This is a genomic window from Deefgea sp. CFH1-16 (genome assembly GCF_016881365.1).
GTDB lineage: Bacteria > Pseudomonadota > Gammaproteobacteria > Burkholderiales > Chitinibacteraceae > Deefgea.
Map to the genome: position 1 here is coordinate 2,574,860 of NZ_WLYT01000001.1, position 25,007 is coordinate 2,599,866.

The 25,007-nt window shown below is 47.7% G+C and carries 23 protein-coding genes, 8 tRNA genes and 7 pseudogenes; 12 read left to right on the forward strand and 26 right to left on the reverse strand.

Translation table 11 applies throughout. The annotated features are described in order from the left end of the window. Nucleotide 1: 1 nt before the first annotated feature. Nucleotides 2-517 carry a lytic polysaccharide monooxygenase auxiliary activity family 9 protein gene (locus GKO28_RS14155; RefSeq protein WP_182076728.1) on the reverse strand — a complete coding sequence of 172 codons (516 nt, stop codon included), beginning with the start codon at nt 515-517 and terminating at the stop codon, nt 2-4. 477 nt (nt 518-994) lie between these two features. On the opposite strand from GKO28_RS14155, the pseudogene GKO28_RS21665 reads away from it, so the two are divergent. From GKO28_RS21665 to GKO28_RS20270, 8 genes and pseudogenes are all read left to right on the forward strand, one after another. After that, nucleotides 995-1,671: pseudogene (locus GKO28_RS21665) on the forward strand (carbon starvation CstA family protein); the annotation flags it as partial. Then, a pseudogene (locus GKO28_RS21670) lies at nt 1,664-1,801 on the forward strand (hypothetical protein); the annotation flags it as partial. The pseudogenes GKO28_RS21665 and GKO28_RS21670, both read left to right, overlap by 8 nt. A 40-nt stretch (nt 1,802-1,841) precedes the next feature. Then, nucleotides 1,842-2,099: a carbon starvation CstA family protein gene (locus GKO28_RS21675; protein ID WP_282099311.1), complete on the forward strand. Its 258-nt coding sequence runs from the start codon at nt 1,842-1,844 to the stop codon at nt 2,097-2,099. Beyond that, entirely contained in the window at nt 2,059-2,484 is a 426-nt protein-coding gene (locus tag GKO28_RS21680) for a carbon starvation CstA family protein (RefSeq protein ID WP_282099313.1), read from the forward strand. Before GKO28_RS21675 ends, GKO28_RS21680 begins: the two co-directional genes overlap by 41 nt. Then, nucleotides 2,465-2,956, forward strand: coding sequence for a carbon starvation CstA family protein (locus tag GKO28_RS21685; RefSeq protein WP_282099314.1), 492 nt, complete (start codon nt 2,465-2,467; stop codon nt 2,954-2,956). Before GKO28_RS21680 ends, GKO28_RS21685 begins: the two co-directional genes overlap by 20 nt. Further along, nucleotides 2,949-3,155: a YbdD/YjiX family protein gene (locus GKO28_RS14165; protein WP_203564177.1), complete on the forward strand. Its 207-nt coding sequence runs from the start codon at nt 2,949-2,951 to the stop codon at nt 3,153-3,155. The genes GKO28_RS21685 and GKO28_RS14165 overlap by 8 nt, the downstream gene beginning before the upstream one ends. Nucleotides 3,156-3,314: 159 nt before the next feature. Then, nucleotides 3,315-3,950, forward strand: coding sequence for a sulfurtransferase (locus GKO28_RS14170; protein WP_247646560.1), 636 nt, complete (start codon nt 3,315-3,317; stop codon nt 3,948-3,950). Further along, a complete protein-coding gene (locus tag GKO28_RS20270; protein ID WP_247646561.1) occupies nt 3,922-4,167 on the forward strand; it encodes a sulfurtransferase in 246 nt (81 codons plus the stop codon). Before GKO28_RS14170 ends, GKO28_RS20270 begins: the two co-directional genes overlap by 29 nt. 10 nt (nt 4,168-4,177) lie before the next feature. Here the strand turns inward: GKO28_RS20270 and GKO28_RS22375 are convergent, their stop codons facing one another. Both GKO28_RS22375 and GKO28_RS14175 read right to left on the reverse strand, forming a co-directional pair. Beyond that, a complete protein-coding gene (locus tag GKO28_RS22375; RefSeq protein ID WP_307839030.1) occupies nt 4,178-4,504 on the reverse strand; it encodes an anaerobic C4-dicarboxylate transporter family protein in 327 nt (108 codons plus the stop codon). Nucleotides 4,505-4,511: 7 nt separating this feature from the next. Next, on the reverse strand, nt 4,512-5,492 hold the full coding sequence (locus tag GKO28_RS14175; protein ID WP_307839031.1) for an anaerobic C4-dicarboxylate transporter family protein: 981 nt from the start codon (nt 5,490-5,492) through the stop codon (nt 4,512-4,514). Between the two features lie 291 nt (nt 5,493-5,783). Between GKO28_RS14175 and GKO28_RS14180 the strand changes: the two genes are divergently transcribed. Next, complete coding sequence (locus tag GKO28_RS14180; RefSeq protein ID WP_173531918.1) at nt 5,784-5,921, forward strand: hypothetical protein; 138 nt, start codon at nt 5,784-5,786, stop codon at nt 5,919-5,921. 170 nt (nt 5,922-6,091) lie between these two features. Here the strand turns inward: GKO28_RS14180 and GKO28_RS21690 are convergent, their stop codons facing one another. The 14 genes and pseudogenes from GKO28_RS21690 to GKO28_RS14245 all read right to left on the reverse strand — a co-directional run bounded on the left by GKO28_RS21690 (nt 6,092) and on the right by GKO28_RS14245 (nt 12,676). After that, the gene (locus GKO28_RS21690; protein WP_203564321.1) at nt 6,092-6,889 is read right to left on the reverse strand and encodes a DUF3418 domain-containing protein; all 798 of its coding nucleotides are present in this window, start codon (nt 6,887-6,889) and stop codon (nt 6,092-6,094) included. Further along, nucleotides 6,867-7,697 carry a DUF3418 domain-containing protein gene (locus tag GKO28_RS21695; protein ID WP_203564178.1) on the reverse strand — a complete coding sequence of 277 codons (831 nt, stop codon included), beginning with the start codon at nt 7,695-7,697 and terminating at the stop codon, nt 6,867-6,869. Before GKO28_RS21695 ends, GKO28_RS21690 begins: the two co-directional genes overlap by 23 nt. Further along, the gene (locus GKO28_RS22380) at nt 7,648-8,544 is read right to left on the reverse strand and encodes a DUF3418 domain-containing protein (protein WP_374220770.1); all 897 of its coding nucleotides are present in this window, start codon (nt 8,542-8,544) and stop codon (nt 7,648-7,650) included. The genes GKO28_RS21695 and GKO28_RS22380 overlap by 50 nt, the downstream gene beginning before the upstream one ends. Before the next feature lie 72 nt (nt 8,545-8,616). After that, nucleotides 8,617-10,042: pseudogene (gene hrpA, locus GKO28_RS20290) on the reverse strand (ATP-dependent RNA helicase HrpA); the annotation flags it as partial. A 338-nt stretch (nt 10,043-10,380) separates the two neighbouring features. Further along, nucleotides 10,381-10,881, reverse strand: a complete 501-nt coding sequence (locus GKO28_RS14200; protein ID WP_307839112.1) for a PAS domain-containing protein — start codon at nt 10,879-10,881, stop codon at nt 10,381-10,383. Further along, nucleotides 10,865-11,536 carry a PAS domain-containing protein gene (locus GKO28_RS14205; RefSeq protein ID WP_182076733.1) on the reverse strand — a complete coding sequence of 224 codons (672 nt, stop codon included), beginning with the start codon at nt 11,534-11,536 and terminating at the stop codon, nt 10,865-10,867. The genes GKO28_RS14200 and GKO28_RS14205 overlap by 17 nt, the downstream gene beginning before the upstream one ends. A 206-nt stretch (nt 11,537-11,742) precedes the next feature. After that, a tRNA-Asp gene (locus GKO28_RS14210) sits at nt 11,743-11,819 on the reverse strand. A 156-nt stretch (nt 11,820-11,975) separates the two neighbouring features. Then, nucleotides 11,976-12,051, reverse strand: a tRNA-Val gene (locus GKO28_RS14215). 14 nt (nt 12,052-12,065) lie between these two features. Then, nucleotides 12,066-12,142, reverse strand: a tRNA-Asp gene (locus GKO28_RS14220). A gap of 25 nt (nt 12,143-12,167) precedes the next feature. Next, a tRNA-Val gene (locus tag GKO28_RS14225) sits at nt 12,168-12,243 on the reverse strand. A gap of 13 nt (nt 12,244-12,256) precedes the next feature. Then, nucleotides 12,257-12,333 (reverse strand) — tRNA-Asp (locus tag GKO28_RS14230). A 24-nt stretch (nt 12,334-12,357) separates the two neighbouring features. Further along, a tRNA-Val gene (locus GKO28_RS14235) sits at nt 12,358-12,433 on the reverse strand. A gap of 21 nt (nt 12,434-12,454) precedes the next feature. Further along, nucleotides 12,455-12,531 (reverse strand) — tRNA-Asp (locus GKO28_RS14240). Nucleotides 12,532-12,603: 72 nt separating this feature from the next. Then, nucleotides 12,604-12,676: transfer RNA gene (locus tag GKO28_RS14245), tRNA-Val, on the reverse strand. 382 nt (nt 12,677-13,058) lie between these two features. Between GKO28_RS14245 and GKO28_RS14250 the strand changes: the two genes are divergently transcribed. Continuing rightward, nucleotides 13,059-13,376, forward strand: coding sequence for a PilZ domain-containing protein (locus GKO28_RS14250; protein ID WP_182076735.1), 318 nt, complete (start codon nt 13,059-13,061; stop codon nt 13,374-13,376). 142 nt (nt 13,377-13,518) lie between these two features. After that, a complete protein-coding gene (locus GKO28_RS14255) occupies nt 13,519-14,406 on the forward strand; it encodes a hypothetical protein (protein ID WP_182076736.1) in 888 nt (295 codons plus the stop codon). Nucleotides 14,407-14,453: 47 nt separating this feature from the next. On the opposite strand, the gene GKO28_RS14260 is transcribed toward GKO28_RS14255, so the two are convergent. The 9 genes and pseudogenes from GKO28_RS14260 to GKO28_RS21705 all read right to left on the reverse strand — a co-directional run bounded on the left by GKO28_RS14260 (nt 14,454) and on the right by GKO28_RS21705 (nt 21,965). Continuing rightward, the gene (locus GKO28_RS14260) at nt 14,454-15,386 is read right to left on the reverse strand and encodes an exopolyphosphatase (RefSeq protein ID WP_182076738.1); all 933 of its coding nucleotides are present in this window, start codon (nt 15,384-15,386) and stop codon (nt 14,454-14,456) included. A gap of 29 nt (nt 15,387-15,415) precedes the next feature. Further along, a pseudogene (locus GKO28_RS14265) lies at nt 15,416-16,374 on the reverse strand (SPFH domain-containing protein). A gap of 18 nt (nt 16,375-16,392) precedes the next feature. Beyond that, complete coding sequence (locus GKO28_RS14270) at nt 16,393-16,743, reverse strand: NfeD family protein (RefSeq protein WP_182076739.1); 351 nt, start codon at nt 16,741-16,743, stop codon at nt 16,393-16,395. 182 nt (nt 16,744-16,925) lie between these two features. Next, a pseudogene (gene serS / locus GKO28_RS14275) lies at nt 16,926-18,216 on the reverse strand (serine--tRNA ligase). Nucleotides 18,217-18,422: 206 nt separating this feature from the next. Beyond that, a complete protein-coding gene (locus tag GKO28_RS14280) occupies nt 18,423-18,944 on the reverse strand; it encodes a Dps family protein (RefSeq protein ID WP_182076741.1) in 522 nt (173 codons plus the stop codon). 321 nt (nt 18,945-19,265) lie between these two features. Further along, nucleotides 19,266-20,599 (reverse strand): annotated as a pseudogene (locus GKO28_RS14285) (replication-associated recombination protein A). Beyond that, nucleotides 20,596-21,219 carry an outer membrane lipoprotein chaperone LolA gene (gene lolA, locus GKO28_RS14290; RefSeq protein ID WP_182076742.1) on the reverse strand — a complete coding sequence of 208 codons (624 nt, stop codon included), beginning with the start codon at nt 21,217-21,219 and terminating at the stop codon, nt 20,596-20,598. Before lolA ends, GKO28_RS14285 begins: the two are co-directional and overlap by 4 nt. Nucleotides 21,220-21,292: 73 nt before the next feature. Next, on the reverse strand, nt 21,293-21,508 hold the full coding sequence (locus GKO28_RS21700) for an OmpA family protein (protein ID WP_282099315.1): 216 nt from the start codon (nt 21,506-21,508) through the stop codon (nt 21,293-21,295). Continuing rightward, on the reverse strand, nt 21,495-21,965 hold the full coding sequence (locus GKO28_RS21705; RefSeq protein ID WP_282099316.1) for a hypothetical protein: 471 nt from the start codon (nt 21,963-21,965) through the stop codon (nt 21,495-21,497). Before GKO28_RS21705 ends, GKO28_RS21700 begins: the two co-directional genes overlap by 14 nt. A 364-nt stretch (nt 21,966-22,329) precedes the next feature. Here GKO28_RS21705 and gyrA point away from each other — a divergent pair. After that, a pseudogene (gyrA, locus tag GKO28_RS14300) lies at nt 22,330-25,003 on the forward strand (DNA gyrase subunit A). Nucleotides 25,004-25,007 lie beyond the last annotated feature (4 nt).

The following is a 25,007-nucleotide window of genomic DNA, read 5'->3' on the forward strand; positions in this document are numbered from 1 at the left end:
TTTATTGCTGTCGACGGGCAGATTGCCCAAGGTGCAAAATTTTTTCTAAATCAGTCCATTTCAACGCGGTATTGGGATTCCAGCCATCACGGGTGACAAACAACTGCCAATCGCGTGTTTGATGCGGTGCGGTGCCGTTGAAAATAAACTCAAAATTACCGTTAGCATCCGGCGCAATCGGCGTTGTCGCCCAGTCGGTGCGCGCTAAATTTAAACCGGCGTAATCACTACGACCACCACCGCACAGCTGGCCATCTGGCACAAAGGCTTGGTGATTGCCATTGGGCAATTGGCTCACCCCAGGCCAATCGTACAGCATTTGTTTACCTGAAGTGGCGGCAGCGGCTTGGCAGGCAGCTGATTTGAGTGTTTCTGGCCCTTCATTAAAACAACTTAATCCGCGGCTCACTGGAACTTCCATTGAACCGTGCGCTGAAACCATTTGCGGCATGAGTAGTGCGCCACTTGAAACTAAAAAGCTGCTGGCCAGTAAGCCAGAAAGTTGTTTTTTATTCATTTGTCTTCTCCAGTATTCATTTTTTTATTCTTAGTCTTGGTTATTTAAGCTTTTGATAATATTGAATAACTCAGCTAAGCGGCGCTAATTTAGCACTAGGCCAACTGCATAACAACTGTTTCTTACAAGGTGTTGCATTGTGTTTTATGGCTAACTTTGACGCGTTAAATGGCTGTAAATAACGCCGAGAGTCTGATTTTCATGGGGTGAATTGAGTAGAAGCAGTGCCAGCATGAGCCGACCCTAAAGCAACAGTTAGATTACTTCTATTGACTCAAGCGGTAAGTTGATGCGAGAAATGCGGTAATGACGCAGGCATAAGCGTTTTTATTTGAGTCACAGGAGAGTTGAAAAATGCAGAGTATCAAGGAAAAAGCCATGTGGCTTTTTATTGCTTTAATGGGCGCGGCCGCCTTTGGCACCATTGCGCTCAATCGAGGTGAATCGATTAACGCGGTGTGGCTGATTGTGGCGGCGATGTCGTGTTATGCGATTGCTTATCGCTTTTATAGCCGCTTTATTGCGGAGAAAGTATTAGAGCTCAACGATCAACGCCTTACGCCGGCAGAAAAAAGCACAGCGATGGCTTGGATTATGTACCGACCAATAAATGGGTGTTATTTGGTCATCATTTTGCCGCGATTGCAGGGGCAGGGCCTTTGGTGGGGCCGGTGCTTGCGGCGCAAATGGGCTATTTGCCCGGCACTTTATGGCTGCTGGCTGGCGTGATGCTCGCTGGTGCGGTGCAGGATATGATTATTTTATTTATCTCTACCCGACGTGATGGTAAGTCCTTGGGGGAAATGATTAAGGCCGAATTAGGCTCGGTGGCTGGCGTGATTGCGATGATTGGCATTTTGCTGCTGATTATGGTGATTTTGCTCGCGGTCTTGGCCTTGGTGGTAGTCAAGGCGCTGGTGGGCAGTCCTTGGGGCACGTTTACCATTGCGGCGACCATTCCCATTGCCTTTTTTATGGGCATTTATATGCGCTATATCCGGCCCGGACAAATCGCTGAAATCTCGATTATTGGTTTTGTGTTGCTGATGCTGGCGATTGTTTACGGCGGCGATGTGGCGCAAAACCCAACGATGGCGGCGATGTTCACACTGAAAGGCGAAACCTTGGCCTGGTCGCTGATTATTTATGGCTTTGTCGCTTCGGTGTTGCCGGTTTGGTTGTTGCTGCTCGCGCCACGGGATTATTTGTCGACTTTTTTTAAAAATCGGCACCATTGTGGGCTTGGCCATTGGGATTATCTACGTGGCACCGACGCTAAAAATGCCTAGTGTGACGCAGTTTATTGATGGTTCTGGTCCGGTGTTTGCCGGTAATATTTTCCCGTTTTTTGTTTATCACCATTGCCTGTGGTGCCGTATCGGGATTTCATGCGCTGGTAGCGTCAGGCACCACGCCAAAAATGATCGAGCGCGAAAGCCATATTCGGCCGATTGGTTATGGCGCGATGTTGATGGAATCCTTTGTGGCGGTGATGGCTTTGATTGCCGCTTGCGTGCTTGAGCCGGGGATTTATATTTGCGATGAATGCGCCTGCGGCGCTGATTGGCAAAACCGCAGCTGAAGCCGCCACGGTCATTTCGGGCTGGGGCTATGTCATTACCCCTGAAATGCTGACGCAAATGGCCAAAGATGTCGGTGAAACCACGATCTTGAGCCGTGCCGGCGGCGCGCCAACATTGGCCGTTGGCATGGCGCATATTTTAAGCCAAGTCTTTGGCGGCCCTACAGCGATGGCTTTTTGGTATCACTTTGCCATTTTGTTTGAAGCGCTGTTTATTTTAACCACCATCGATGCCGGTACCCGTGTTTGCCGATTTATGATTCAGGATTTACTCGGCACATTTGTTCCGGCATTAGGTAATACGCAAAGCTGGCCGGCAAACTTGATTGCCACCACGCTGGCGGTATCGGGCTGGGGCTACTTTTTTGTACCAAGGGGTAATTGATCCACTCGGCGGGATTAATACCTTGTGGCCTTTATTTGGGATTGCCAATCAAATGCTGGCGGGGATTGCGCTGATTTTGGCGACCACGGTGTTGGTAAAAATGAAAAAGCAGCGTTATATCTGGGTGACTTTATTACCTACCTTGTGGATTTTAGTGATCACGATGACGGCAGGTTGGCATAAATTATTTAATGCCAGTCCGAAAATCGGCTTTTTGGCGCATGCCGATAAATTCAAAGCGGCACTGGCGCAAGGTGAGTTACTCGCTCCAGCAAAAACCGCAGTGCAAATGCAGCAAATCATCGTTAATGATTACGTCAATGCCAGTCTGTGCGCGATTTTTATGGCGATTGTCATCACCATGCTGTTGGCCGCACTGCGGGTGATTCATAAAGCATGGCAGGCGGAGCATTCAACGGTACAAGAAGCTGAGTTGCTGCTGCGTGGTGATGAGGCGACTGCCAATGCCTAAGGCGCCGTTACTGGTGTTGGCACGCATTCAGCAGACTTTTCGCTTGATGGTCGGGGTGCAAGATTACGCGCACTATTTGGCCCATATGGCGACTAAGCATCCGGAATTAACGCCAATGGATAAAAAAGCGTTTTATCGGGCCGCCATCGACGCGCGTTATCCGGGCAAAAGTGGCAAGCTGAGTAAATGCCCTTGTTAAATTGATATTCACCGCAAAACCGCCTGAAGTTAAGGCGGTTTTTTTACGCCTAGCGGCGTTGGCTGATGACGACAGTTGCCGACAACGCGACTGTATTGAATCAGGCTTAGGGGTATGATTAAGTAACCCTTTGATCCTCTAACTGACAAGGAAATACCCATGCATGCAGTGATTAGCGTTCAGCAGTTACAACAGCAGTTTAATGACCCGAAACGGGTGATTATTGACTGCCGGCATGATTTAAGTGATCCACAAGCAGGGCGTAATGCCTATCTGGCGTCGCATATTAAGGGTGCCTATTTTTTGCATTTAGATGAAGACCTTGCTGGCGTATTGACGGGCAAAAATGGTCGTCACCCACTGCCGGACCCTGCGCTATTGGCTAAAAAACTCGGTGCCTTAGGGATTGATGCACAAAGCCATGTTGTTGCCTACGATGCCAGCGGCGGCCCGTTTGCGGCGCGACTATGGTTTTTGCTGCGTTGGCTCGGGTTTGAACGTTGCCAAGTTCTCGATGGTGGTTGGGCTGCTTGGCTGCAAGCCGAAGGCGCGCTCGCGTCAGGGCCTGCAACAATGCCAGCTCAAAAAGAATTCCTCGTTCAGCTGCAGCCAGATTACATTGTGAATGTCGATGCGGTGTTGGCCAATTTAAGCGTACCGCAATTTACCGTGATTGATGCGCGTAGTGCCGAGCGATTTGCTGGGCGCGGAGAAACACTCGATCCGCTAGGTGGACATATTCCGGGGGCTAAAAATCGTTTTTTTTATGCTGAATTTGGATCAGGGCTACTTTAAATCGAGCGAACAATTACACCAAGAATGGCGCGATTTAATGGGCGATGTGCCAAGTACCGAATGGGTGCAGCAGTGCGGGAGTGGTGTTACTGCTTGCCATAATTTATTGGCAATGGAAGTGGCCGGATTTAAAGGCGGGCGCTTATACGCTGGATCTTGGAGTGAGTGGTGTAGCAATACCAGCCGCCCGATGGTGTTATCGAGCGAACTGGCATAGAGATTAAGATTTAAAACAAAAACTTAATCAAAATAAAACCGCTACTGACCGAGGTAATTGAGCACACCAAACCGGGCAGCATAAAGCTGTGATTGAGGAGGTATTTGCCGATTTTCGTCGTTCCGGTGCGGTCAAAATTGATCGCAGCGATGACGGTGGGGTAGTTGGGGATAAAGAAATAACCATTCACACTGGGGAACATCGCAATCAAGGCCGGTGTTGGAAGCCCTAAAGCAATCCCGAGTGGCAGCATGGCGCGAATCGTGGCGGCTTGCGAATACAATAAAATCGACATTCCAAATAGCGCTACGGCAAATAGCCAAGGCTGCGCAGTCACAATGTCTTTAATTGAGCAGAGAGAAGAACGCCAAATTGCCTTGAATAAAGGTGTCTCCCATCCAAGCCACACCAAAAATCCCGATTACCGCAGCAGAACCTGCGCGAAATACCGAGCCTTTAATGACTTCTTCAGGGTTTACTTTACTGCAGATCAAAATCAATGCCGCCGCAGAGAGCATGACCATCTCAATGGCTTGAGCCATATTGAGTTTGATCGTTGCGCCATCCACCACCCACGATGGACGCAGCTCAGGGAATGAGCCCAGCATCACCACGCTGACGACGGCCACAAAAAACAGCCAAACGGAACGGCGAGCCCCCTTCGGTAGTGCACTTTGTTCACGGTCTTTTTCTTGTGCAAAATCGCCGCGTTCTAGCCGTTCGCGATACACCGGATCCAGATGCAGCTCGCAACCTTGGCGGCTGGCCATTAAAGCGCCAGCCATCGTGCCGATTAAGGTCGCTGGAATCGCGATTTGCAAAATATCGCCTAAATGAATCCCCGCTGGCGACAATAGAGCCAATAGCGCCACGGTTGCCGCAGAGATCGGGCTGGCGGTAATCGCCGCTTGCGATGCAATCACCGCAATTGATAACGGTCGCTCAGGGCGAACGCCCGATTCATGTGCGACTTCGGCAATCACCGGCAAAACGGCATACGCCACATGGCCAGTACCGGCAAATAAAGTGAAGCAGTAGGTGACTAAAGGCGCAAAAAAAGTAATTCGCTTCGGATTCCGGCGCAGGATTTTCTCGGCAACACGCACCAGAAAATCCATACCACCGGCCGCTTGTAAACAGCCCGCCGTGGTGATGACCGCGATAATCATCAGCATGACATCAATAGGGGCGGAGGTGGGTTGTAAACCAAAACCAAATACCAAAATCGCCAAACCTAGGCCGCCCATGACGCCAAGGCCAATTCCGGATATTCGCGCACCGAGTAAGATCGCCGATAAGACGACTAATAATTCAAGAGCAATCAAAACGTTATCCTCAATCAGAAGGGGGGCAATGCTGCCATAAAAGCCTGCGGTTGGCTTTGTTCGGTTCGACTATTTGGAGGGTAAGGGTAATATTTACGCCGACATTCGACGTCGTGCTGGTGCTGAGGGGGGATCTCGGCGATTAGCCAACACCAACTTACTATTTTGTCGCATTTACTGCGTTTAAAATGTCTTCTTTATGTCATTTTTAGACGGGTTGCTGACTTTTTTATAAAAAAATAAGAATAGGTCATTTAATATAAAGATATGAATCCCACGTAGGAGGCGATCATGTCTGACGAAACCTGGTTTATGTTAGTGCTTTTTGCCGCAACTTTTTTCCCAATTGCCGCTTGGCTATTGCCTTGGAAAAAAAATGTATTCCCAAATCAATCTGTGGCGCCAGAATGCGAGAAAAATCAGCGCTAGTGAATTGTTTGCATTGATTTTAATATGCTAGTGCGACATCTGCTGGTTAAACGGCGCGGTCAATAACTCAACAAATAAACAGGGTATTGCCAGCAATGTGCTTTAAATAAAAGCCAAGCTGGTAATACCCTGATTTTTTAACATCTGCTCTCAATCAAAATGGTATCCATTTAGCGTTTGGTGAGCTCATCCCATACTTTGTTTAAGCGCTTGAGCGATACCGGATACGGTGTTTTTAATTCTTGTGCAAACAAGCCAATGCGTAATTCTTCAATCATCCATCTAAACGGCAGTAATTTGGCGGTATCACGACCTTCTTTTTGCCACTTGCCGATTTCAGCGATATACCTTGCCATGAGCTCATTGACCTCGGCACCACGTTGACCGTCTCGCGATGGGTTTTGTGCGCGTTTTTCTAAGCGTATTTTCATCGCTTTGATATACAGCGGTAAACGCGGCATTTGCTCCCACGGCGTTGCGCTTAAAAATCCCGGATAAATCAGCGTGGCCAATTGGGTTTTAAGCTCATTTTGAATATTGCCACCTTTGGCTAACAAGCCACTGAGGGCGACAAAATCAGGGGCGATCTCATTCAAAATCCGCAATACGCCATCCCGCACCGAGGGGAGGCGCACCCGAGCGCGGCTTTTTTGCTCGTTAAATTCTTTCATTTTGCGTGGCGCTTCATCGTCACCGAGAAAAGCGCGGTTGCAAATACAAGCAATCACGTCGGCCATCAGCTCGTCGCTATTGCCAAGACTGCGAAAATGAATCGCCAGTTGATTAAAATTCGGTAGGCTTTTTGGTAGTTGTTTGAGGTGATCTTTGAGCTCAAATTGCAAGAGTCGAATCACCCCGGCGCGGTGGGCTTCATTGGCGGCATGTTCGGTATCAAATAAGCGGATGGCGACGCAGTCTTTGCGGCTACCATCAGCGGCGACTTCTTCATCGGGGCACGAGTCCGGGATAGCCGGTCATGGCTTTGCCGTGGCGCTGAAAGCTCAGTTTATTGGGTAGGTCACCAAAATCCCATTTGGTAATGCCTGATTTTTCAATGCCGGTGGTTTCATCGGCCGTATCGCGGAAGGTGAGTTGGGCGGCTTCGCCCAATTGGGCGCGAATCGCGATTAAGTCACGGCCTTGGGCGAGTTCTTGCCCAGCATCGTCGATCACCCGGAAGTTCATCCGCAAATGCAGTGGCAAATCATTGGGGTTGAGCTCGTCAGCGCTCACGGGTTGGCCTACGCCACGGGTAATGCATTGCGCCAGTTGCGGTAATAACGGTTCTTCACGGCTGGCTGTTTCCAGTGCCGTGAGCATTTTGGTAGCAAATTCCGGCACCGGTACGCAAAGGCGACGGATTGATTTGGGTAGCGATTTAATCAATAGCGTGATTTTTTCGCGAATCAGCCCTGGTACCAGCCAATCAAAAGTGGCGTGATTGACGCGATTCAGTAAATGTAAGGGCAGGGTAATGGTCACACCATCAAGGGTGTGGCCGGGTTCAAAGCGATACCCCAGTGGCAGTTTGACATCATGCAGACGGAAGAACTCAGGGTATTGCTCCTCAGTCACCGAGGCCGCGCTGTGCTGCATTAAATCGTCTTTTTGCAGATACAGCAGTTGCGGATTGAGTTTTTCTGCGCCTTTACGCCAAGCTTCAAAGCCGGCGCCATTAACAATGTCTTGCGGAATGCGATTGTCAAAAAAAGCAAATAAGGCGTTTTCATCGACCAAGACGTCTTGGCGACGGGCTTTTGTGCTCGAGCTCTTCAACGTCGAGCAGCATGGCAAAGTTATGCTCAAAAAACTTGGCTTTTGAGTTGTAATTAAAGCGCACTAAGGCTTCGCGAATAAACATTTCGCGCGCTTCAGCTGGATTGATACTTCCGTAGTGTACTTGCCGGCGCGCAACAATCGGCAAGCCATACAGCGTGATACGTAGGGATGCATTTACCTGCGCGCTGTCTTTGCTCCAGTGCGGATCAAAATATTGTTTTTTGATGAGATGCGGCGCGAGTTTTTCCACCCATTCCGGTTCAATCACCGCAACGCAGCGGGCGTACAGCTTGCTGGTTTCCACCAATTCTGCGGCGACAATCCATTTAGGCCGAGCTTTTTTCAGGCTAGAGCCGGGAAACACATTAAATTTAAGGCCGCGAGCGCCAAGGTATTCGTCGTTTTCCGGTTGTTTAAAGCCTAAATTGCCGAGCAAGCCGGTCATCAAGGCTTTATGAATTTGCTCAAATGTCGCGGGTTTTTCGTTCAGGCGGAACGGTGCATGGCGGCTGCGCGAATCGCTGGCCTCGTCGCTAATCACCATATCGGACAATTGTTTGTGTAGTTCGCGCCATTCGCGTAAGCGCAAGTAGGACAAGAACGATCGGTGGCAATCTTGGACTAGCTGGCGGTTGGTGGTTTTGTCGGCCAGCAGTTTTTCAAAGAAATCCCATAAACGCAGATACGACAAAAAGTCGGATTTTTCTTCATTAAACTTGGCGTGCGCTTGATCGGCTGCCGCACGCGCATCATACGGACGCTCGCGTGGATCTTGTAGCGACAAGCCCGAGGTAATAATCAGCATTTCTTTCAGGCAGCCTTCGTCGCGCCCAGCCAGTAACATGCGGCCAACGCGTGGGTCTACTGGCAGGCGGGATAATTGTCGGCCGATATCAGTGAGGGTATCGCTCTCGGTAACAGCACCTAATTCGCGTAGCTGTTGATACCCATCAGAAATAAGTTTGCTTGACGGGCGCTTCTAAGAATGGAAACTGATCGACATTGCCGAGTTTAAGTGCGGCCATGCGCAAAATAACGCCGGCTAAACTGGAGCGGGTGATTTCTGGATCGGTAAATTCCGAACGCAGCAAAAAATCTTGCTCGGAATACAAGCGCACGCAAATGCCGCTGGCGACGCGCCCGCAGCGACCTGCGCGCTGGCGAGCTGAGGCTTGCGAGATTTTTTCGATCAGCAATTGCTCGACTTTGGCGCGCGGGCTGTAGCGGTTAATTCGCGCTTGGCCGCTGTCGATGACGTATCGGATGCCCGGTACCGTTAAGGACGTCTCGGCCACATTGGTCGCCAGCACGATACGTCGCCCAGTGCTGCTCGGGCGGAAGATCCGCTGCTGGTCTTCATTGGATAATCGGGCAAATAGCGGCAGGATTTCTGCGTCACGCAGCTTGGCTTTGCGTAGTTCTTCGGCGGTTTCGCGAATTTCGCGCTCGCCGGGCAAAAACACCAGCACATCGCCGCTGCCGTCTTTGCGCCACAAATCATCCACCGCTTGGGCGATGGCTTCTTCCATTTCGATTTCTTGGTCGTCTTCATCAGTGCTGCCCAGTGCTTTGTAGCGTACTTCGACTGGGAAGGTGCGACCCGAGACTTCGAGCACCGGCGCATTGTTAAAATGCTGGCTAAAACGATCTGAATCAATGGTCGCCGAGGTGACGATGACTTTGAGGTCAGGGCGGCGCGGGAGTAATTGTTTGAGGTAGCCGAGCAGGAAATCAATATTTAAGCTGCGCTCGTGCGCCTCGTCGATGATGATAGTATCGTATTGATTGAGGTAGCGATCCGACAGCGTTTCGGCGAGCAAAATCCCGTCGGTCATCAATTTGATGTACGACGATGGCGAGCTTTTATCAGTAAAGCGCACTTTATAGCCGACGATGCTGCCGGTTTCGCTATTGAGCTCTTGCGCGATACGGCTGGCCACCGAGCGTGCCGCCAAGCGACGTGGCTGAGTGTGCCCAATCAGTCCACGGACACCACGGCCCAGTTCAAGGCAGATTTTCGGTAGTTGAGTGGTTTTACCCGAGCCGGTTTCACCGCAAATAATCACGACTTGATGCTTGGCAATCGCCGCTTTGATTTCATCGCGCCGCTGATTGACAGGCAGACTGTCGTCGTATTCAGGCTTGGGTAGGCGTTCTCGGCGCAGCTGGGCTTTGGCGAGTGATCTCTCGATGCCGACTTGCAGCTCTGCAAGTTGCGGCGCGAAATCTTGCTGCTTTTTCTGCCGATCACTGCATTGCTGGAGTTGGCGAGAAAGCGTGGGGTAGTCATTGGATAGACAGTCAGCGATGTGTGCGCGTAGGGCGCGAAAATCCAGATTCATTGCAGCGAGGCTTAAAAGGCACTAAAGCTGCAATTTTAGCATGTTGCTCGCTGATTCTAGGGTCTGTTGACGTTTAGTTTGCCAGCCGCGTTTGCGCGGCATTTGGCCTGAGGCAAGGCACGAAGCGCGCAGCGTAGCCATTCTACGTCAGCGCTTGGTAACGCAGCATCAGGCCAAAAGCCGCCAAACCCAGCGGGCTGGGCGCTTTTCGCGGCGACTCTGTGTTGTAGCAAGCTCACATAGAATGACTATGCATCGCTTACTACGCCTTGATTCGCCGCGAAAAGCACGTAAGCAGCGGCGGGAAACCAAACGTCAACAGACCCTAGGTAGAAGGCTTAATGCAGCGTAATTAAGTGGGTGTTTTGATTGCCCCGATCCACTTTATACAGCTCGCAATGGATGGCTTCGCCTTGTGGGGTTTTTAGGTGCGTGAGATTGGCGTATTTATTTTCACCCATCGCCAGCTGGCTAATGCATTCACCAATGATTTTGTCGGCGCTCAGGCCAAGCCGTGTGCAGGCGGCCACATTGGCAAATTGAATGATTTCGTTTTCAACCAATAAGAAAGGCTGTGGCAACACATCGGCCATGGCACGAACCAGATGGCTGGTGCCGACTTGGGCTTGTTCGGATTCTTTGAGGTGCGTGATGTCGATGGCAATGGTCAAAATATAAATTTGCCCTTCACGCTCGAGTGGGATTTTGGTGAGGTCAAACCAGTGTGTTCGGCCATTGTGCAGTGTGCAATGGTCTTCGAGCCGCACGGTATTGCCATACTGCAATACGTCATCATCGCCAGCGGTTAGGATTGAGGTATCTTCATCTAGCCCCCATATGGGATTGGACTAGCAGCTCATGCCCCAGTAAGGATTGCGTTGCTTGATTGACCAATAAAAAGCGGCGGTGTTTGTCTCGAACAAAAATTAGACTCGGGTTGGCATCTAAAATTTGCTGGGTAAAGCGTTGTTGTTGAAAAAGCGCCGCTTCAATTGCTTTGGTGCTAGAAATGTCGCGAATAATCACTACGCAGCTGCGCGAAGTGAGCGGCGCTAAGCGCGCTTCAAAAGTGATTTCGGTGTTGTCTAACTGATATTCAAAACGTTGTGCGGTCTGGGTGTTTTGAATTTTAATGAGACTTTCTAAAAATTGGCGTGAAACACGCGCAGGAAACAAGATAGCCAGCTTGCTTTGCGCTACGCCGTCAGGATGATTGTCGTTCAGTGCTTGGTTTTGCGCGGTGACACGGCGACTGGCATAGTCGATGGTCCAAATTAAATCGGGTAAAGCAGCGAGTGTATCAGTGGCTTGAGCAGGAGGAACTATCGTGCTGTTTTGACTCATGAGTGGGGCTTTTTCTGCTTTAGGCTTGGAAATAATAAGTGCAGTGATGAGTGTTGCTAGAATTAACACTAGGTTAATGCCAATCAACACTTGATTTGAGGTGGTCTGGCTTTGTGCCGCAAAAGTCATTATCAAAATAAACAGACTCATGCTTATGGCGATATAAATGAGCAAACGAGCTGGCCCAATTTGACTGCGTGCTTTGAGTTTGGACGTAGACGGATTTGGGGTCATAAGCAATGAGTGCATGCCATTTGAATAGATAGAATGGCTGCAATCTTAACGTGATTGCTATGTCTTGAATATGAAATTTTAAGTAAATACGAGGAGAAACAACAGGATGCTGCGATGGGATTTGGCGGAGTGGACGGGACTCGAACCCGCGACCCCCGGCGTGACAGGCCGGTATTCTAACCAACTGAACTACCACTCCGCAGTGGTACTAACTAAACTTGTCTTTGCTGAGTGTTTCAAGTTGCTAATCTACGCCGCCTTGAACTACCACTCCGCAGTGGTAAAGATAAACTGATCTGCATAATAAATTGTTTAACAGGCTAGTCGACACTGTTGAAAACAATTTAATAGAAACTGGTGGGTCGTGACGGGGTCGAACCGCCGACATCCTGCTTGTAAGGCAGGCGCTCTACCAACTGAGCTAACGACCCATTTTGAAACTAAGTGGCGGAGTGGACGGGACTCGAACCCGCGACCCCCGGCGTGACAGGCCGGTATTCTAACCAACTGAACTACCACTCCGCAGTGGTATAACTTTTAATAAAACTGGTGGGTCGTGACGGGGTCGAACCGCCGACATCCTGCTTGTAAGGCAGGCGCTCTACCAACTGAGCTAACGACCCATTTTGAAACTAGTGGCGGAGTGGACGGGACTCGAACCCGCGACCCCCGGCGTGACAGGCCGGTATTCTAACCAACTGAACTACCACTCCGCAGTGGTATAACTTTACTAAAACTGGTGGGTCGTGACGGGGTCGAACCGCCGACATCCTGCTTGTAAGGCAGGCGCTCTACCAACTGAGCTAACGACCCTTTGTGCTACATTTTTATTGTTGGCGGAGTGGACGGGACTCGAACCCGCGACCCCCGGCGTGACAGGCCGGTATTCTAACCAACTGAACTACCACTCCAACAAACTTTTACTACCTGCTGAATGTGTCAACATTAAGCATTCTTTCCAACGCACTTATTAAAAAGTGGTGGGGGTCGTGACGGGGTCGAACCGCCGACATCCTGCTTGTAAGGCAGGCGCTCTACCAACTGAGCTAACGACCCCTCGTTCGAGAGAGGCCGAATTAAATCATTTTCAGATTCGGTCGTCAACCACTTTTGTAATTAAAAATCGTTGAGTAAGTGCGATTTTATGCTTGTTTTGTTAGAAAGTGTTTATGAATCAGTTAATTAAATCGTGTTAAAAAATTTAAAAAAGTAGCAAAAAAATGGTTTTAATTTAAGAAAATGATATTGGCATTGGGTGATTGTTTGTTTGAATTGTAACGATGGTCGGTGTTTGTCTTGATTTATTGGCGGTTTGCTTAGCTTGGGGGAGGGTGTTAACTTTTTGTCTTGGTCTGATATTCGGTGCTTTGCATTTAATGGAGTGGGCTTTAAGCTGCAATAGTGACTTTAGCTGCCGTTTGACGATAAGAGCGTAAATATGAAAATTGGCCTGCGTGAGCAAGATCAGCGCGTTGCTTTACGAATGCAAGTGTGCTGTAAAGTTAAAATTCGTCCTTTGGGTTTGGGCTTGCCTTTTTATGGTGAGTGTATTGATTTGAGTGTGACTGGAATGACAATACAGACAATGTATGTGCCGCGCCCAGAAGAGGAGTTTGATATTTTCATTATGCCGGTGCAGGCGTTTGATTTGCGCAATGAGCCATTTTCTGCTCGAGTTCGTGTTAAACGTAGTCATCGCGTTGCCGCATTGCAGTTATATGAATTGGGTTTAGAGATTATTCAGGTCTACCAATAAGCTTTATTCAACTACACCTTACTGCTGCATTTGATTTACATGGCGATTCAATTGCAGTAGTTTTGCCTCGTCTCGTAGTACACTAGCAGCCTGTCAAGCGTGCTACTTACGCTTTGTTGCCCTTGTTTTTCTCGAATCTCAAATGAAACTGATTGCTTTAAAGATTGATGTCGATAATTTATCGGCCATGGAACGAGGCTTGCCTCGATTGCAGCAAATTTTAACTGAGCATGCGTGTGGTGCGACTTTTTTTTGGTCTTTAGGGATAGAAAAAAACGGTCGTTTTTTACTCCCAGGCAGTCGCTTAAGGCGAGTTTCCGGTTCAAGTATGCTGGCGTTGAAACACCGCTTTGGTGTTAAGGCGTTATGTCGGGGGGCTTTATGGCCAGCTCCATCACTCACGAAAACTGCAGCGTTGGCACGGCAAGACTTAGATTCGTTTGAGCATGCTTTGCGACCACTACGCAATGATGTTTGGCAAAACGATATTAGATCACTGCCTGCAGCGATGACTGCCGAGTATTTAAAACAGGCCTATGCGCAGTTTACTCAAAGCATGAACGGTGATCCGGTCGCATTCTCAGCTAAGGGCTGGCAGGCAAATAAGGCGGTGTATCGCCTTGAACAGATGATGGGCTGGCGCTTTGCTAGCGATACCCGTGGAAGTCATCCATTTTGGCCGGTTGTAAATGCTGAAACATCGCGCTGCTTACAGCTTCCGGTTACTTTGCCAATGCTAGAAGAGTTACCAAGGGATGAGCGGGTTGAGTTGATTTTGGCGCAAACGAAAAATGAAAGTCCTTGGGGGCATGTATATAACGCAGCGGCTGATTTTGATGGCATTCAGGCTGCGGATGATTTTAATCGTTTGCTCAAAGGTTGGATTGAGCAAGGATATCAGGTGGTGGCGTTGGGCGATTTATACCAACAGCTTGATCAAGCATTGATTCCATATCATGAAGTGGATTATCAACCCTGTATTGGTCGCTATGGTGTGTTGGCTACGCAGGGTGCGAGATATCCAAAATAAATAATGCCGCAGGGCGGCATTATTTGGTTTAGAAAGTCGGGTTGAGCTTAGCCATCTGCGGTGATTTTTAATGCTAATTCACGCAATGCTTCATCGACTTTATTGTTTTCGATTTGGCAGGTGCCGGCATTTTCATGACCGCCGCCACCGTGTTCAAGCATCAGTTCGCCAATATTGGTTTGTGAAGATCGGTTGATAATTGACTTGCCGGTGGCAAAAACCGTGTTTTGTTTTTGTAGACCCCACATCACATGAATTGAAACGTTACATTGTGGATAAAGTGCATAGATCATAAAGCGATTTGTGGCGTAAATGGTTTCTTCTTCACGTAAATCAAGTACGACTAAATTGTCATAAATTCGGCTGCAGCGTTGAATCTGCTCTTTGGCGAGCGGGGCGTGTTCCATGTATAACTCAACGCGTTCGACAACGTCTGGCAATGTAAGAATGTCTGAAATGCCATGATGACGGCAGTACTTGATCAAATCCATCATTAATTGGTAGTTGGATATTCGAAAGCTTCGAAAGCGTCCCAGGCCAGTTCGCGCATCCATTAAATAATTGAGCAGTACCCAATTTTTGGGATTTAAGATCTCATCACGGCTAAATTCAGCTGAATCGGCTTTATCCACCGCTTGCATCATTTCGTCACTGATGCCTGCAAATCGAGTTTGACCACCGTAGTAATCAAACACGACTCGCGCTGCTGATGGTGCTTTGGCATCAATAATATGGTTGTTAAGCTGGCCATCATTACGAAGTGTTTCTGAAAAATGATGGTCAAAAGCTAAATGAGCCTCCGCAACATAGGGCAGATTGGTGGTGATATCCCGATTGGTGATCGGGACTTTGCCATCTTGCATGTCTTTAGGATGAACAAACAAAATATCGTCAATCATCTCAAGTTCATTAAGCAGTACAGCACAAACCAGACCATCAAAGTCACTGCGGGTTACTAAACGAAATTTTTCATCAGCCATGAGTAAGCTCCTGCGTTGGTGCATTTACTTTAGTTTGTTTTTTCTTTGTTTGCTGCTTTCACAACACTCATTGCAGTAGCAACCATGCCAGCGACATCAGCAGCATTGCTAGGCAGCAGCATCGTATTGCTGGTTTTGGCGATATTGCCAAATGCAGATACGTATTGTTCGGCTACTTTTAAGTTAATGGCTTCTAGCCCGCCGGGAGATTCGATGGCTTTGGCGACGACCGAAACGGCTTCTGCTGTTGCATGTGCAACTAAACGCAAAGCTTCGGCTTCACCTGAGGCGCGATTGATTTGTGCTTGGCGCTCGCCTTCTGATTGATTGATATTGGCTTGCATATCACCTTGTGATTTTTGAATTGCAGCTTCTCTTTGTCCTGTTGCTAAGTTAATTTGTTCTTGCTTAACACCTTCAGATTGGGCGATGCGGGCACGTTTTTCACGCTCTGCAGTAATTTGCTGTTGCATCGAATGCAAATAGCTTGTGGCGGAGTCAGGTCTTTGATTTCGTAACGGAGTACTTTGACCCCCCAACTCGTGGCCGCTTCATCCAATGCCGCGACAACGGTGCGATTAATGTCGTCACGCTCTTCAAAGGTTTTATCCATTTCAAGCTTGCCGATGACTGAACGTAGGGTCGTTTGTGCCAGCTGGCTGATTGCCATTACAAAATCTGACGTGCCGTAGGAAGCCATTTTTGGGTCAACAACTTGAAAGTATAAAATGCCATCCACTTGGAGTTGTGTATTGTCACGAGTAATACAAACTTGGCTAGGAATATCGAGTGGGATTTCTTTGAGGGAGTGTTTGTAGGCGACACGATCTACAAAAGGAATGACAAAATTTAAACCAGGGGCAAGTACTGCATGAAATCGGCCTAATCGTTCAATGATGAGGGCTGTTTGTTGTGGCACGATTTTGAATGTTTTGGCGATAAAAATAATAACGGCAATGAGCAAAATTAACGTGAATTGAAATGGCATGACGTTTCCCTTGACTGATTAAAGTGGCTTTTTATTGGATATTTCGAGTGTTGCGCCGTGTTGTGCTGTGATGTACCAATAGTCATCATCGCCGCGTTGGCAATCTTGAGCGAGAACGGCATCCCATTGGCTGCCTCGGTAGCGAACACGGGCATGATTTTCATCTTGCCAAGTTTCAATGCTGACGCGTTGGCCAATTTCATCGTGAATGTCGCGGACTTCATTTTGTAAGTGAGTTAGTTTCCAGTGGCGAATAAAAAAGGCGCTCACTAATGCAAAGAGTGCGCTCATGCCTATTTGCAATGGCAGAGGCAATTGGAAGGCCGCCGCCGCGGCACCAGCAAGAAAACCAATGGCGATGGCGATCATATAAAAGGTACTTGAGAATATTTCGAAAATACAGAGTACTACAGCTAGTGTAAGCCATATGCTGGTCGAGCTCATGAACGGTGCCAGATAGGGGTGATTGACCCTACAGAGTAGCGGAGCTTGGAGTAAGGTGCAAAAAAAGCGCACGTAAACGTGCGCTTTTGTGTAATACGTGAATAAGCTTAGGCGCTCAGTAGTTCGCGGCCGCCGAGGTAGGGGCGAAGCACTGCAGGTACAGTAATTGATCCATCTGCATTTTGGTAGTTCTCAAGTACGGCGACTAAAGTGCGACCGACTGCTAGACCAGAACCATTTAAGGTATGGACTAGTTTCGTTTTTGCCTTGCTCATTTTTAAAGCGTGTTTGCATCCGGCGAGCTTGAAATGCGCCCATGTTGGAGCAACTTGAGATTTCTCTAAAGGTGTTTTGTGCGGGCAGCCAAACTTCTAAATCATAGGTTTTCTGGCTACTAAAGCCCATATCGCCAGTGCAAAGTAATACTTTTCTGTATGGCAGTTCAAGTAGTTGCAGGATTTTTTCTGCATGACCTACGAGTTCTTCAAGGGCGTCATCAGAATGATCCGGGTGAACAATTTGTACCATTTCTACTTTGTCAAATTGGTGCTGGCGAATCAAGCCGCGTACGTCACGGCCGTAAGAGCCGGCTTCTGAGCGAAAGCAAGGCGAGTGGGCGGTCAGTTTAATTGGCAGTTGCTCTGATTTGAGCATATCGCCAGCGACCGTATTGGTTAAGGTGATTTCAGAAGTTGAAATGAGGTATTGGTCGACATTGCCATCCTCATCACCACCGCGAGTGACTTTGAACATGTCTTCGGCAAATTTTGGGAGCTGACCAGTGCCAAAGAGCGCTGAATCGTTAACGATGTATGGGGTGTACATCTCTTCATAGCCATGCTCATTGCTGTGGGTATTTAGCATGAATTGCGCGAGCGCGCGATGCAGCTTAGCAACTGAGCCACGTAGTAAACTAAAGCGACTACCTGATAATTTAGCGCCGGTTTCAAAATCGAGGCCCAATGGGGCGCCTAAATCAACATGGTCTTTAATTTCGAAATTAAATGCGCGCAGCGTTCCCCAGCGGCTAACTTCAACATTCTCGGTTTCGTCTTTACCGGCGGGAACTGATTCATCGGGCAAGTTGGGAATCAATTGCAGTAAAGTATTAAGTTGTTCGGCGAGTTGGGCGAATGCTGACTCCGCGGCTTTTAGCTCGTCACCCAGACTAGCGACTTCTGCCATGATGATACTGACGTCTTCACCTTTGGCTTTGGCTGCACCAATTTGCTTAGATGAGGCATTGCGTTTGGCTTGCAAGTCTTGCATTTGAGTTTGCAAGACTTTTCGCTCATCTTCTAGTTTTTGGAATGTGGTCGCATCAAGTACGAACTTTCGTTCAGCTAAACGAGTGGTTACTGCGGCGAGGTCGGTACGTAAAAGTTGGATGTCGAGCATTTTATTCATCACTGAAATAGGGTTAGCTGATTTTACACCAAGGCATGCTTGGCTCGAAGCCTATTGCGTGATTTTGCTATATTTATGGTGCTTGGCTGTGGGTGTGATATGAGTATTGATTGTTGGTGATGCAATAGAAAAGCGGCATCGGCTTATTGCCGATACCGCTTTTTTTATTGTATGACGATTTAACGAGTTGGATGAGATTAGCCTCGGCGGCTTGATTCAAATAGAAACCAAGTACGTCGTTCTGCTTGATCAATCCATTCTTCAAGCATACTAGCGGTCGCTGTGTCGTTGTATTCATCACAAACGCTATGTGCTTCTCGCATGCGAGCGACAAGATTTTTGCTGTCGTCACAGAGTTCGGCCAGCATATCCAGTGGCTGTACATATTCAGCATCGTTATCTAGGACGCGCTGAGTACGTGCAATATGTCCAATCGAGGTGAGTGTGCGCCCACCAACTTTTCGTACGCGCTCAGCAATTGGATCCGTCATTGCATAGAGTTCGTCACCTTGCTCGTCGAGCATCAGATGGCAATCACGAAAGTGTGGTCCACTCACATGCCAATGGAAATTTTTAGTTTTTAAATAAAGGGCAAAAACATCGGCCAAGATTAAGTTCATGGCCGCAGTGATATCGCGTGTGGCATCTGCGCCAAGGTCGGTCGGTGTTGCTAATGGCGCTATCAGTGCGCGCTCACCATTGCGTTCAGCTGTGCTCATAATATTTACCTTTCGTATCTCTTCTATTTTTAGAAAATGCTGACATAATTATTACAAATACATCAGCACAAAGAATGTAAAACGGCAAAACAAATAATAGTAAAACACTTACACACAGGGTAATCTACAGCAATAAGGCAGTAGTTGCTATGCAATAATTAACAAGATCGAGGGCTTGATTTTTAATGCTTGTGTTTGTTTTGAGGTTCAGAATTTAATGTACTATTTTAATTATTCTTGTCTGTTTCTATAATGTTACGTGCTAATAAATATAGTCATGAATAGGCATTAAGCAAGTTTGAAAAGAGTAAATGGTTAAATCTATGTATTGTATGGTTTTTTTGTCGCCCCATTTTTTTCTAACCAGATTGCATCAAGTTCAGCAAGGTGCGTCATCTTGGTGCTTATTTTTTTGTTCTAGGCCCCGCGGGCTAGGCTGATAAAATTGTATTTTTTCAAGGTCATCAGGTAGATAGGTTTCTCCTGCTGCATAGGCTTCATCCTCGTCATGTGCGTAGCGATATTCGTGGCCATGTCCAAGTTTTGCCATTAATGGGGTCGGTGCGTTCCGTAAATGCAAAGGCACTTCGCGAGATTTGTCTTGTTTGACGAGTGATTTTGCTGCTTTGAAGGCGAGATAACCCGCGTTGGATTTTGGCGCAACAGCCAAATAGATGACCGCCTGAGCGAGGGCTAATTCACCCTCTGGCGAGCCTAATCTTTCATATGTTGTGGCGGCATCGTTGGCAATTTGCATTGCACGAGGGTCGGCAAGTCCGATGTCTTCCCAAGCCATGCGAACAATCCGGCGGGCTAAATATCGTGCATCTGCACCGCCATCGAGCATTCGACACAGCCAGTAGAGTGCGCCGTCAGGGTTCGAGCCCCTTACCGATTTATGTAAGGCTGAAATCTGATCATAAAAATGATCGCCATTTTTGTCGAAACGCCGGCTGCCGATGCTCAGCACGTCACTTAAAAATGCTGCGCTTATATCTGTTCTGTTGCTGGTGTGTGCTGCTTGGCTGGCTTGTTCAAATAAATTAAGTAAGCGGCGTCCATCGCCATCAGCAAGGTCAACTAGAACGGGAAATGCATCTGCGCTGATCGTGAGTGCAGGCGTAACGTGTGATTGGGCTCTTTCTATGAGTTGCGTGAGTTCATGCGTATTGAGCGGATTTAAAACGTAGACTTGGGCGCGAGAAAGTAATGCTGCATTGACTTCAAATGAGGGGTTTTCAGTGGTCGCACCAATAAAAGTAATCAGTCCTGACTCAACAAAGGGCAAGAATGCATCTTGCTGCGATTTATTAAAGCGATGAACTTCGTCAACAAACAAAATAGTTTGGCGGTTGATTTTTTGGTTCCGTTCCGCTTCATCCATTGCTAGGCGGATGTCTTTTACACCTGAAAAAACAGCAGAGAGCGCAATAAGTTCGCAATCGAAAGCATCAGCCAGTAAACGAGCTAAGGTGGTTTTTTCCGACTCCAGGTGGTCCCCAAAAAATCATTGAGTGCGCTTTTCCTCCTGCGAGAGCAAGCGCAAGGGGTTTGCCTGGTGCAAGTAAATGTTGTTGCCCAACAATGGTGTCAATTGACTTGGGTCGCAATACTTCAGCAAGAGGTTGTATCGGTTTGCGGGTAAAAAAGATCACTCACGAATGATATCGCTCCCGTTGGGTGGGATGAAATTAAACTGTTTGCTATCTATGGCTTGGTTTCGAATGATTTGCTTGAGTTGTATTTTAGTGGTTTGACCAAAATGATCATCCAATTCTAATAGATTGAGATTGTTGTTGCTAAAGCCAATCCGAATTCGAGCAAAACTACTGTCATTTTGTTTCGGGATTAATTCAATCCAATCTAGCCCCGCACGGCTAGGTAAATTTTTGATATTGAAATTGGTTTCTAGTTTGTTGTCGCCGGCCAAAATTGCAGCAGGACTGGCCTCAAGGGCTTTATTCACTGGTTTTATGGTGACTTGTGCTAAATCGACATCGTAGAGCCAAACTTGTTTACCGTCGCTGATAATTTCTTGTGGGTAGGGTTTTTCATAGACCCAGCGAAACTTACCTGGGCGAAGTAAGCTAAGTTGCCCATTTGAGGTTTGGATTTTATTGTTTTTAGAGATTACTTCTTGAGTAAAGCGAGCGTTTAGTGACATTGTACCGCTGAGGTATTGTTGTATTTTTGAGACGTTATCAGCAAAGGCCGGTTTTGATGTAAGAAATAGAGTAATTGTTCCCACTAAAACGAGCTGAAGTAGTTTGTTCATTATCGAGTCGCTTATCCCGTTTGAATAATAAAAAAGCCCCGCCGAGGCGGGGCTTAGTATTACTGAGTGCTAATTACTTAACAACAACTTTAGTGCCAGTGATTTCAACAACAACGCGACGATCTGGTGCCAAGCACTCGATCAATTTAGCGCGATTTTTTTGTTGGCAAGTATCGCCAGTTACTGGATCAGCTTTACCTTTACCCATTGCAGTTACTTTGTCTGCAGGAGCGCCTTTGCTCAACAGGTAGTCACGTACAGTGTTGGCACGTTTTTCAGATAGAACCATGTGTGTATTTGTCAGAACCGATGCGGTCAGTGTAACCAATTACAGTCGCAGTACCATCTTTAGGATCCATTGCTTGAACTTCAGCAAACAGTGCATCCAATGCATCTTTACCTGCTGGTTTCAACGTAGATTTGTTGAAATCAAACAAGTAATCTGCTTTCAATTCGAAAGTTTTAGTTGTTTTAACTGGAGCTGGAACAACTGGTGCAACAACAGCAGCTTTAGGTGCAACTGGAGCTACGTAACCTTGGCAACCTTTAACACTCTTAGCTGCTTCTGCAGTCCAAGAGCCAGTTTGTACACAAGTACCATCAGAAATCTTTACAGCGCCTTCTGGATTGGCTTCAGAAACGTTGGTGCTGTTAGTTACGTAGATTTCAGTAGCAGCTTGAGCGCCAGCGGCAGCAAATGCAGCAACGATAGCGAATGATGTCAGAGTTTGCTTGATTGTCAGCATGTGGATTCCCCGTTTATTAAATCAAAAATGAATGGAACTTACTATTGGCTATAGTAAACCATAATACTGTACCAGTACCTATTCTACTGTCTTAGGTAATTTTGACGCAAATAAAAAGCTTGCGGCGGCGCAATCTTAAAGATTTTGTAATATTGCACAATGCAATACTGCATCATTTACGCAAAAATTGGATCAGAGGCATCCACGTGGTAAACTTAATCCTAACTATAGAATAGTTAAACGTGACTAGTCAGTGTTTATTTGTAACGAAGTTTCCAAAAGACAGTTAAAATTTCGCCACACTGAATTTAGATTTAGTGTTGGCTTTGATAGTCCCTACGTTTTTCACTAACCGGCCTTATCAATGCACGAACAATTCAGCTTTGCCAAAGAAACGATCCCCGTCAGCCTCGAAGAGGAAATGCGTCATTCCTATCTCGATTACGCCATGAGCGTTATCGTGGGACGAGCGCTGCCTGATGTACGCGATGGTTTAAAACCCGTTCACCGTCGTATTTTATTTGCGATGCACGAAAGCAGTAATGTGTGGAATCGCCCTTACGTTAAATGTGCTCGCGTGATTGGTGATGTGTTGGGTAAATATCACCCACACGGCGATTCTGCTGCCTATGAAGCATTGGTGCGGATGGCGCAAGGCTTCTCGTTGCGATACACCTTGATTGATGGTCAGGGTAACTTCGGTTCGATTGATGGAGACCGCGCGGCGGCCTATCGTTATACCGAGTGTCGTTTGCAAAAAATATCAAGTGAACTTTTGGCCGATATCGATAAAGAAACCGTCGATTTCACGCCAAATTATGATGAAAAAGAACTTGAACCAACGGTTCTTCCTACGCGCATTCCTAATTTATTAGTGAATGGCTCGTCAGGGATTGCGGTGGGGATGGCGACCAATATTCCGCCGCACAATATCAACGAAGTGATCGATGCCAGTCTGGCCTTACTCGACAATAGTGAGCTTACAATTGATGAGCTAATTGATTACATTCCAGCGCCAGATTTCCCAACTGCCGGTATTATTTACGGTATTCATGGCGTTCGAGAAGGTTATCGCACAGGCCGTGGCCGCGTCGTGATGCGCGCTCGGACTCATTTTGAAGAATGTGGCAAAAATGGTGATCGACAAGCCATCATCGTCGATGAGCTGCCGTACCAGGTGAATAAAGCGCGTCTATTAGAACGTATCGCCGAATTGGTTCGCGAAAAAACCATCGAAGGTATTTCTGACCTGCGTGACGAGTCAGACAAATCGGGTATGCGAGTCGCGATTGAGCTCAAACGCGGTGAAATGGCCGATGTGGTGCTCAATAACCTTTACAAACATACCCAGTTGCAAGATAGCTTTGGTATCAATATGGTGGCGCTGGTTGATGGTCAACCGCGGTTTATTGAACTTAAAGCAAGTTTTAGAGTGCTTCTTAAAGCATCGCCGTGAAGTGGTGACTCGCCGTACCGTGTTTGAACTACGTAAAGCGCGTGATCGTGGTCATGTGCTGGAAGGTTTGGCAGTGGCTTTGTCGAATGTTGACGAAATCATCGCGATGATTAAAGCCGCGCCAACGCCAGCGGAAGCCAAAACAGGCTTGATGAGTCGCGTTTGGAAATCGGGCTTAGTCGGTGAAATGCTGGCACGCGCAGATGCCAATGCGTCACGGCCTGAAGGCTTACTCGATTGCTTTGGTTTGTCTGATGAAGGTTACCGTCTTTCTGATGTGCAAGCGCAAGCGATTTTAGAGCTGCGTTTACAGCGTTTAACAGGGCTTGAGCAAGACAAAATCATTTCTGAATACAAAGAAGTGGTTGAAAAAATCCTTGATTTACTCGATATCTTGGCGCGCTCTGAACGGGTGACTGAAATCATTCGCAATGAAATGCTGGAAGTCAAAACCAATTATGGCGATGCCCGTCGCTCAGAAATTATCGCGCATGGCGAAGATATTTGTCTCGAAGACTTAATTACCCCGCAAGACATGGTGGTGACGTTGACGCATGGTGGCTATATGAAAGCCACTGCGGTGGATGAATATCGCTCACAAAAACGCGGTGGTCGTGGCAAGCAAGCGGCAGCAACCAAAGACGATGATTTTATTGACAGTCTATTTGTTGCCAATACGCATGATTACATCTTGTGCTTTAGCTCACGCGGTCGCGTGTATTGGCTCAAGGTCTATGAATTACCACAAGGCGGTCGTACTAGTCGTGGCAAGCCGATTGTCAACTTGTTGCCGCTGGAAGAAGGCGAAAAAATCAACGCCATCTTGCCAGTTAAAGAATTCGCAGAAGATCAATATATCTTTATGGCAACGGCGGATGGTACGGTGAAGAAAACCTCGTTGGCTGACTTCTCTCGTCCGAAACGTAATGGCATTATTGCCATCAACCTTGATGAAGGTAACTACTTGGTTGGCGTGGCGCTTACGCACGGTGAAGATCAAGTGATGTTGTTCTCTGATGCCGGTAAATCGGTCCGCTTTGCCGAGGGTGATGTTCGAGCGATGGGTCGAACTGCCGCTGGTGTGCGCGGGATGCGATTGGCTGAAGGACAAAAAGTTATTTCACTGTTGGTTGCCAATTCAGACGAGCAAATGGTGTTGACGGCCAGTGATGGTGGTTACGGTAAACGCACTCCGGTGGGCGACTTCCGCCATACCAGCCGAGGTACGCAAGGCGTGATTGCGATGGACTTGACCGACAAAACCGGTTTGAAACTGGTTGCCGCAAGTCTGGTTGAAGAATCTGACGACGTGATGTTGATTACCACCGGTGGCGTGTTGATTCGGACGAAGGTCAATCAAATTCGTGAAACGGGCCGCTCGGCACAAGGCGTTCGTTTGATTAATTTAGATGAAGGTGAGCATTTATCTGGTTTAGAAAAAGTCGCCGAAGTGGACGAGCCAGAAGGTGAAGAATCTGAGTTGATTGAAGAAGGTGCTGACGCAATTGAAGGCATCGCAGCAGATGCCGCAGTGGCACCAACCGATGTCGTCGATATTGATCCAGCAACCCCTAGCGAGTAAAGGC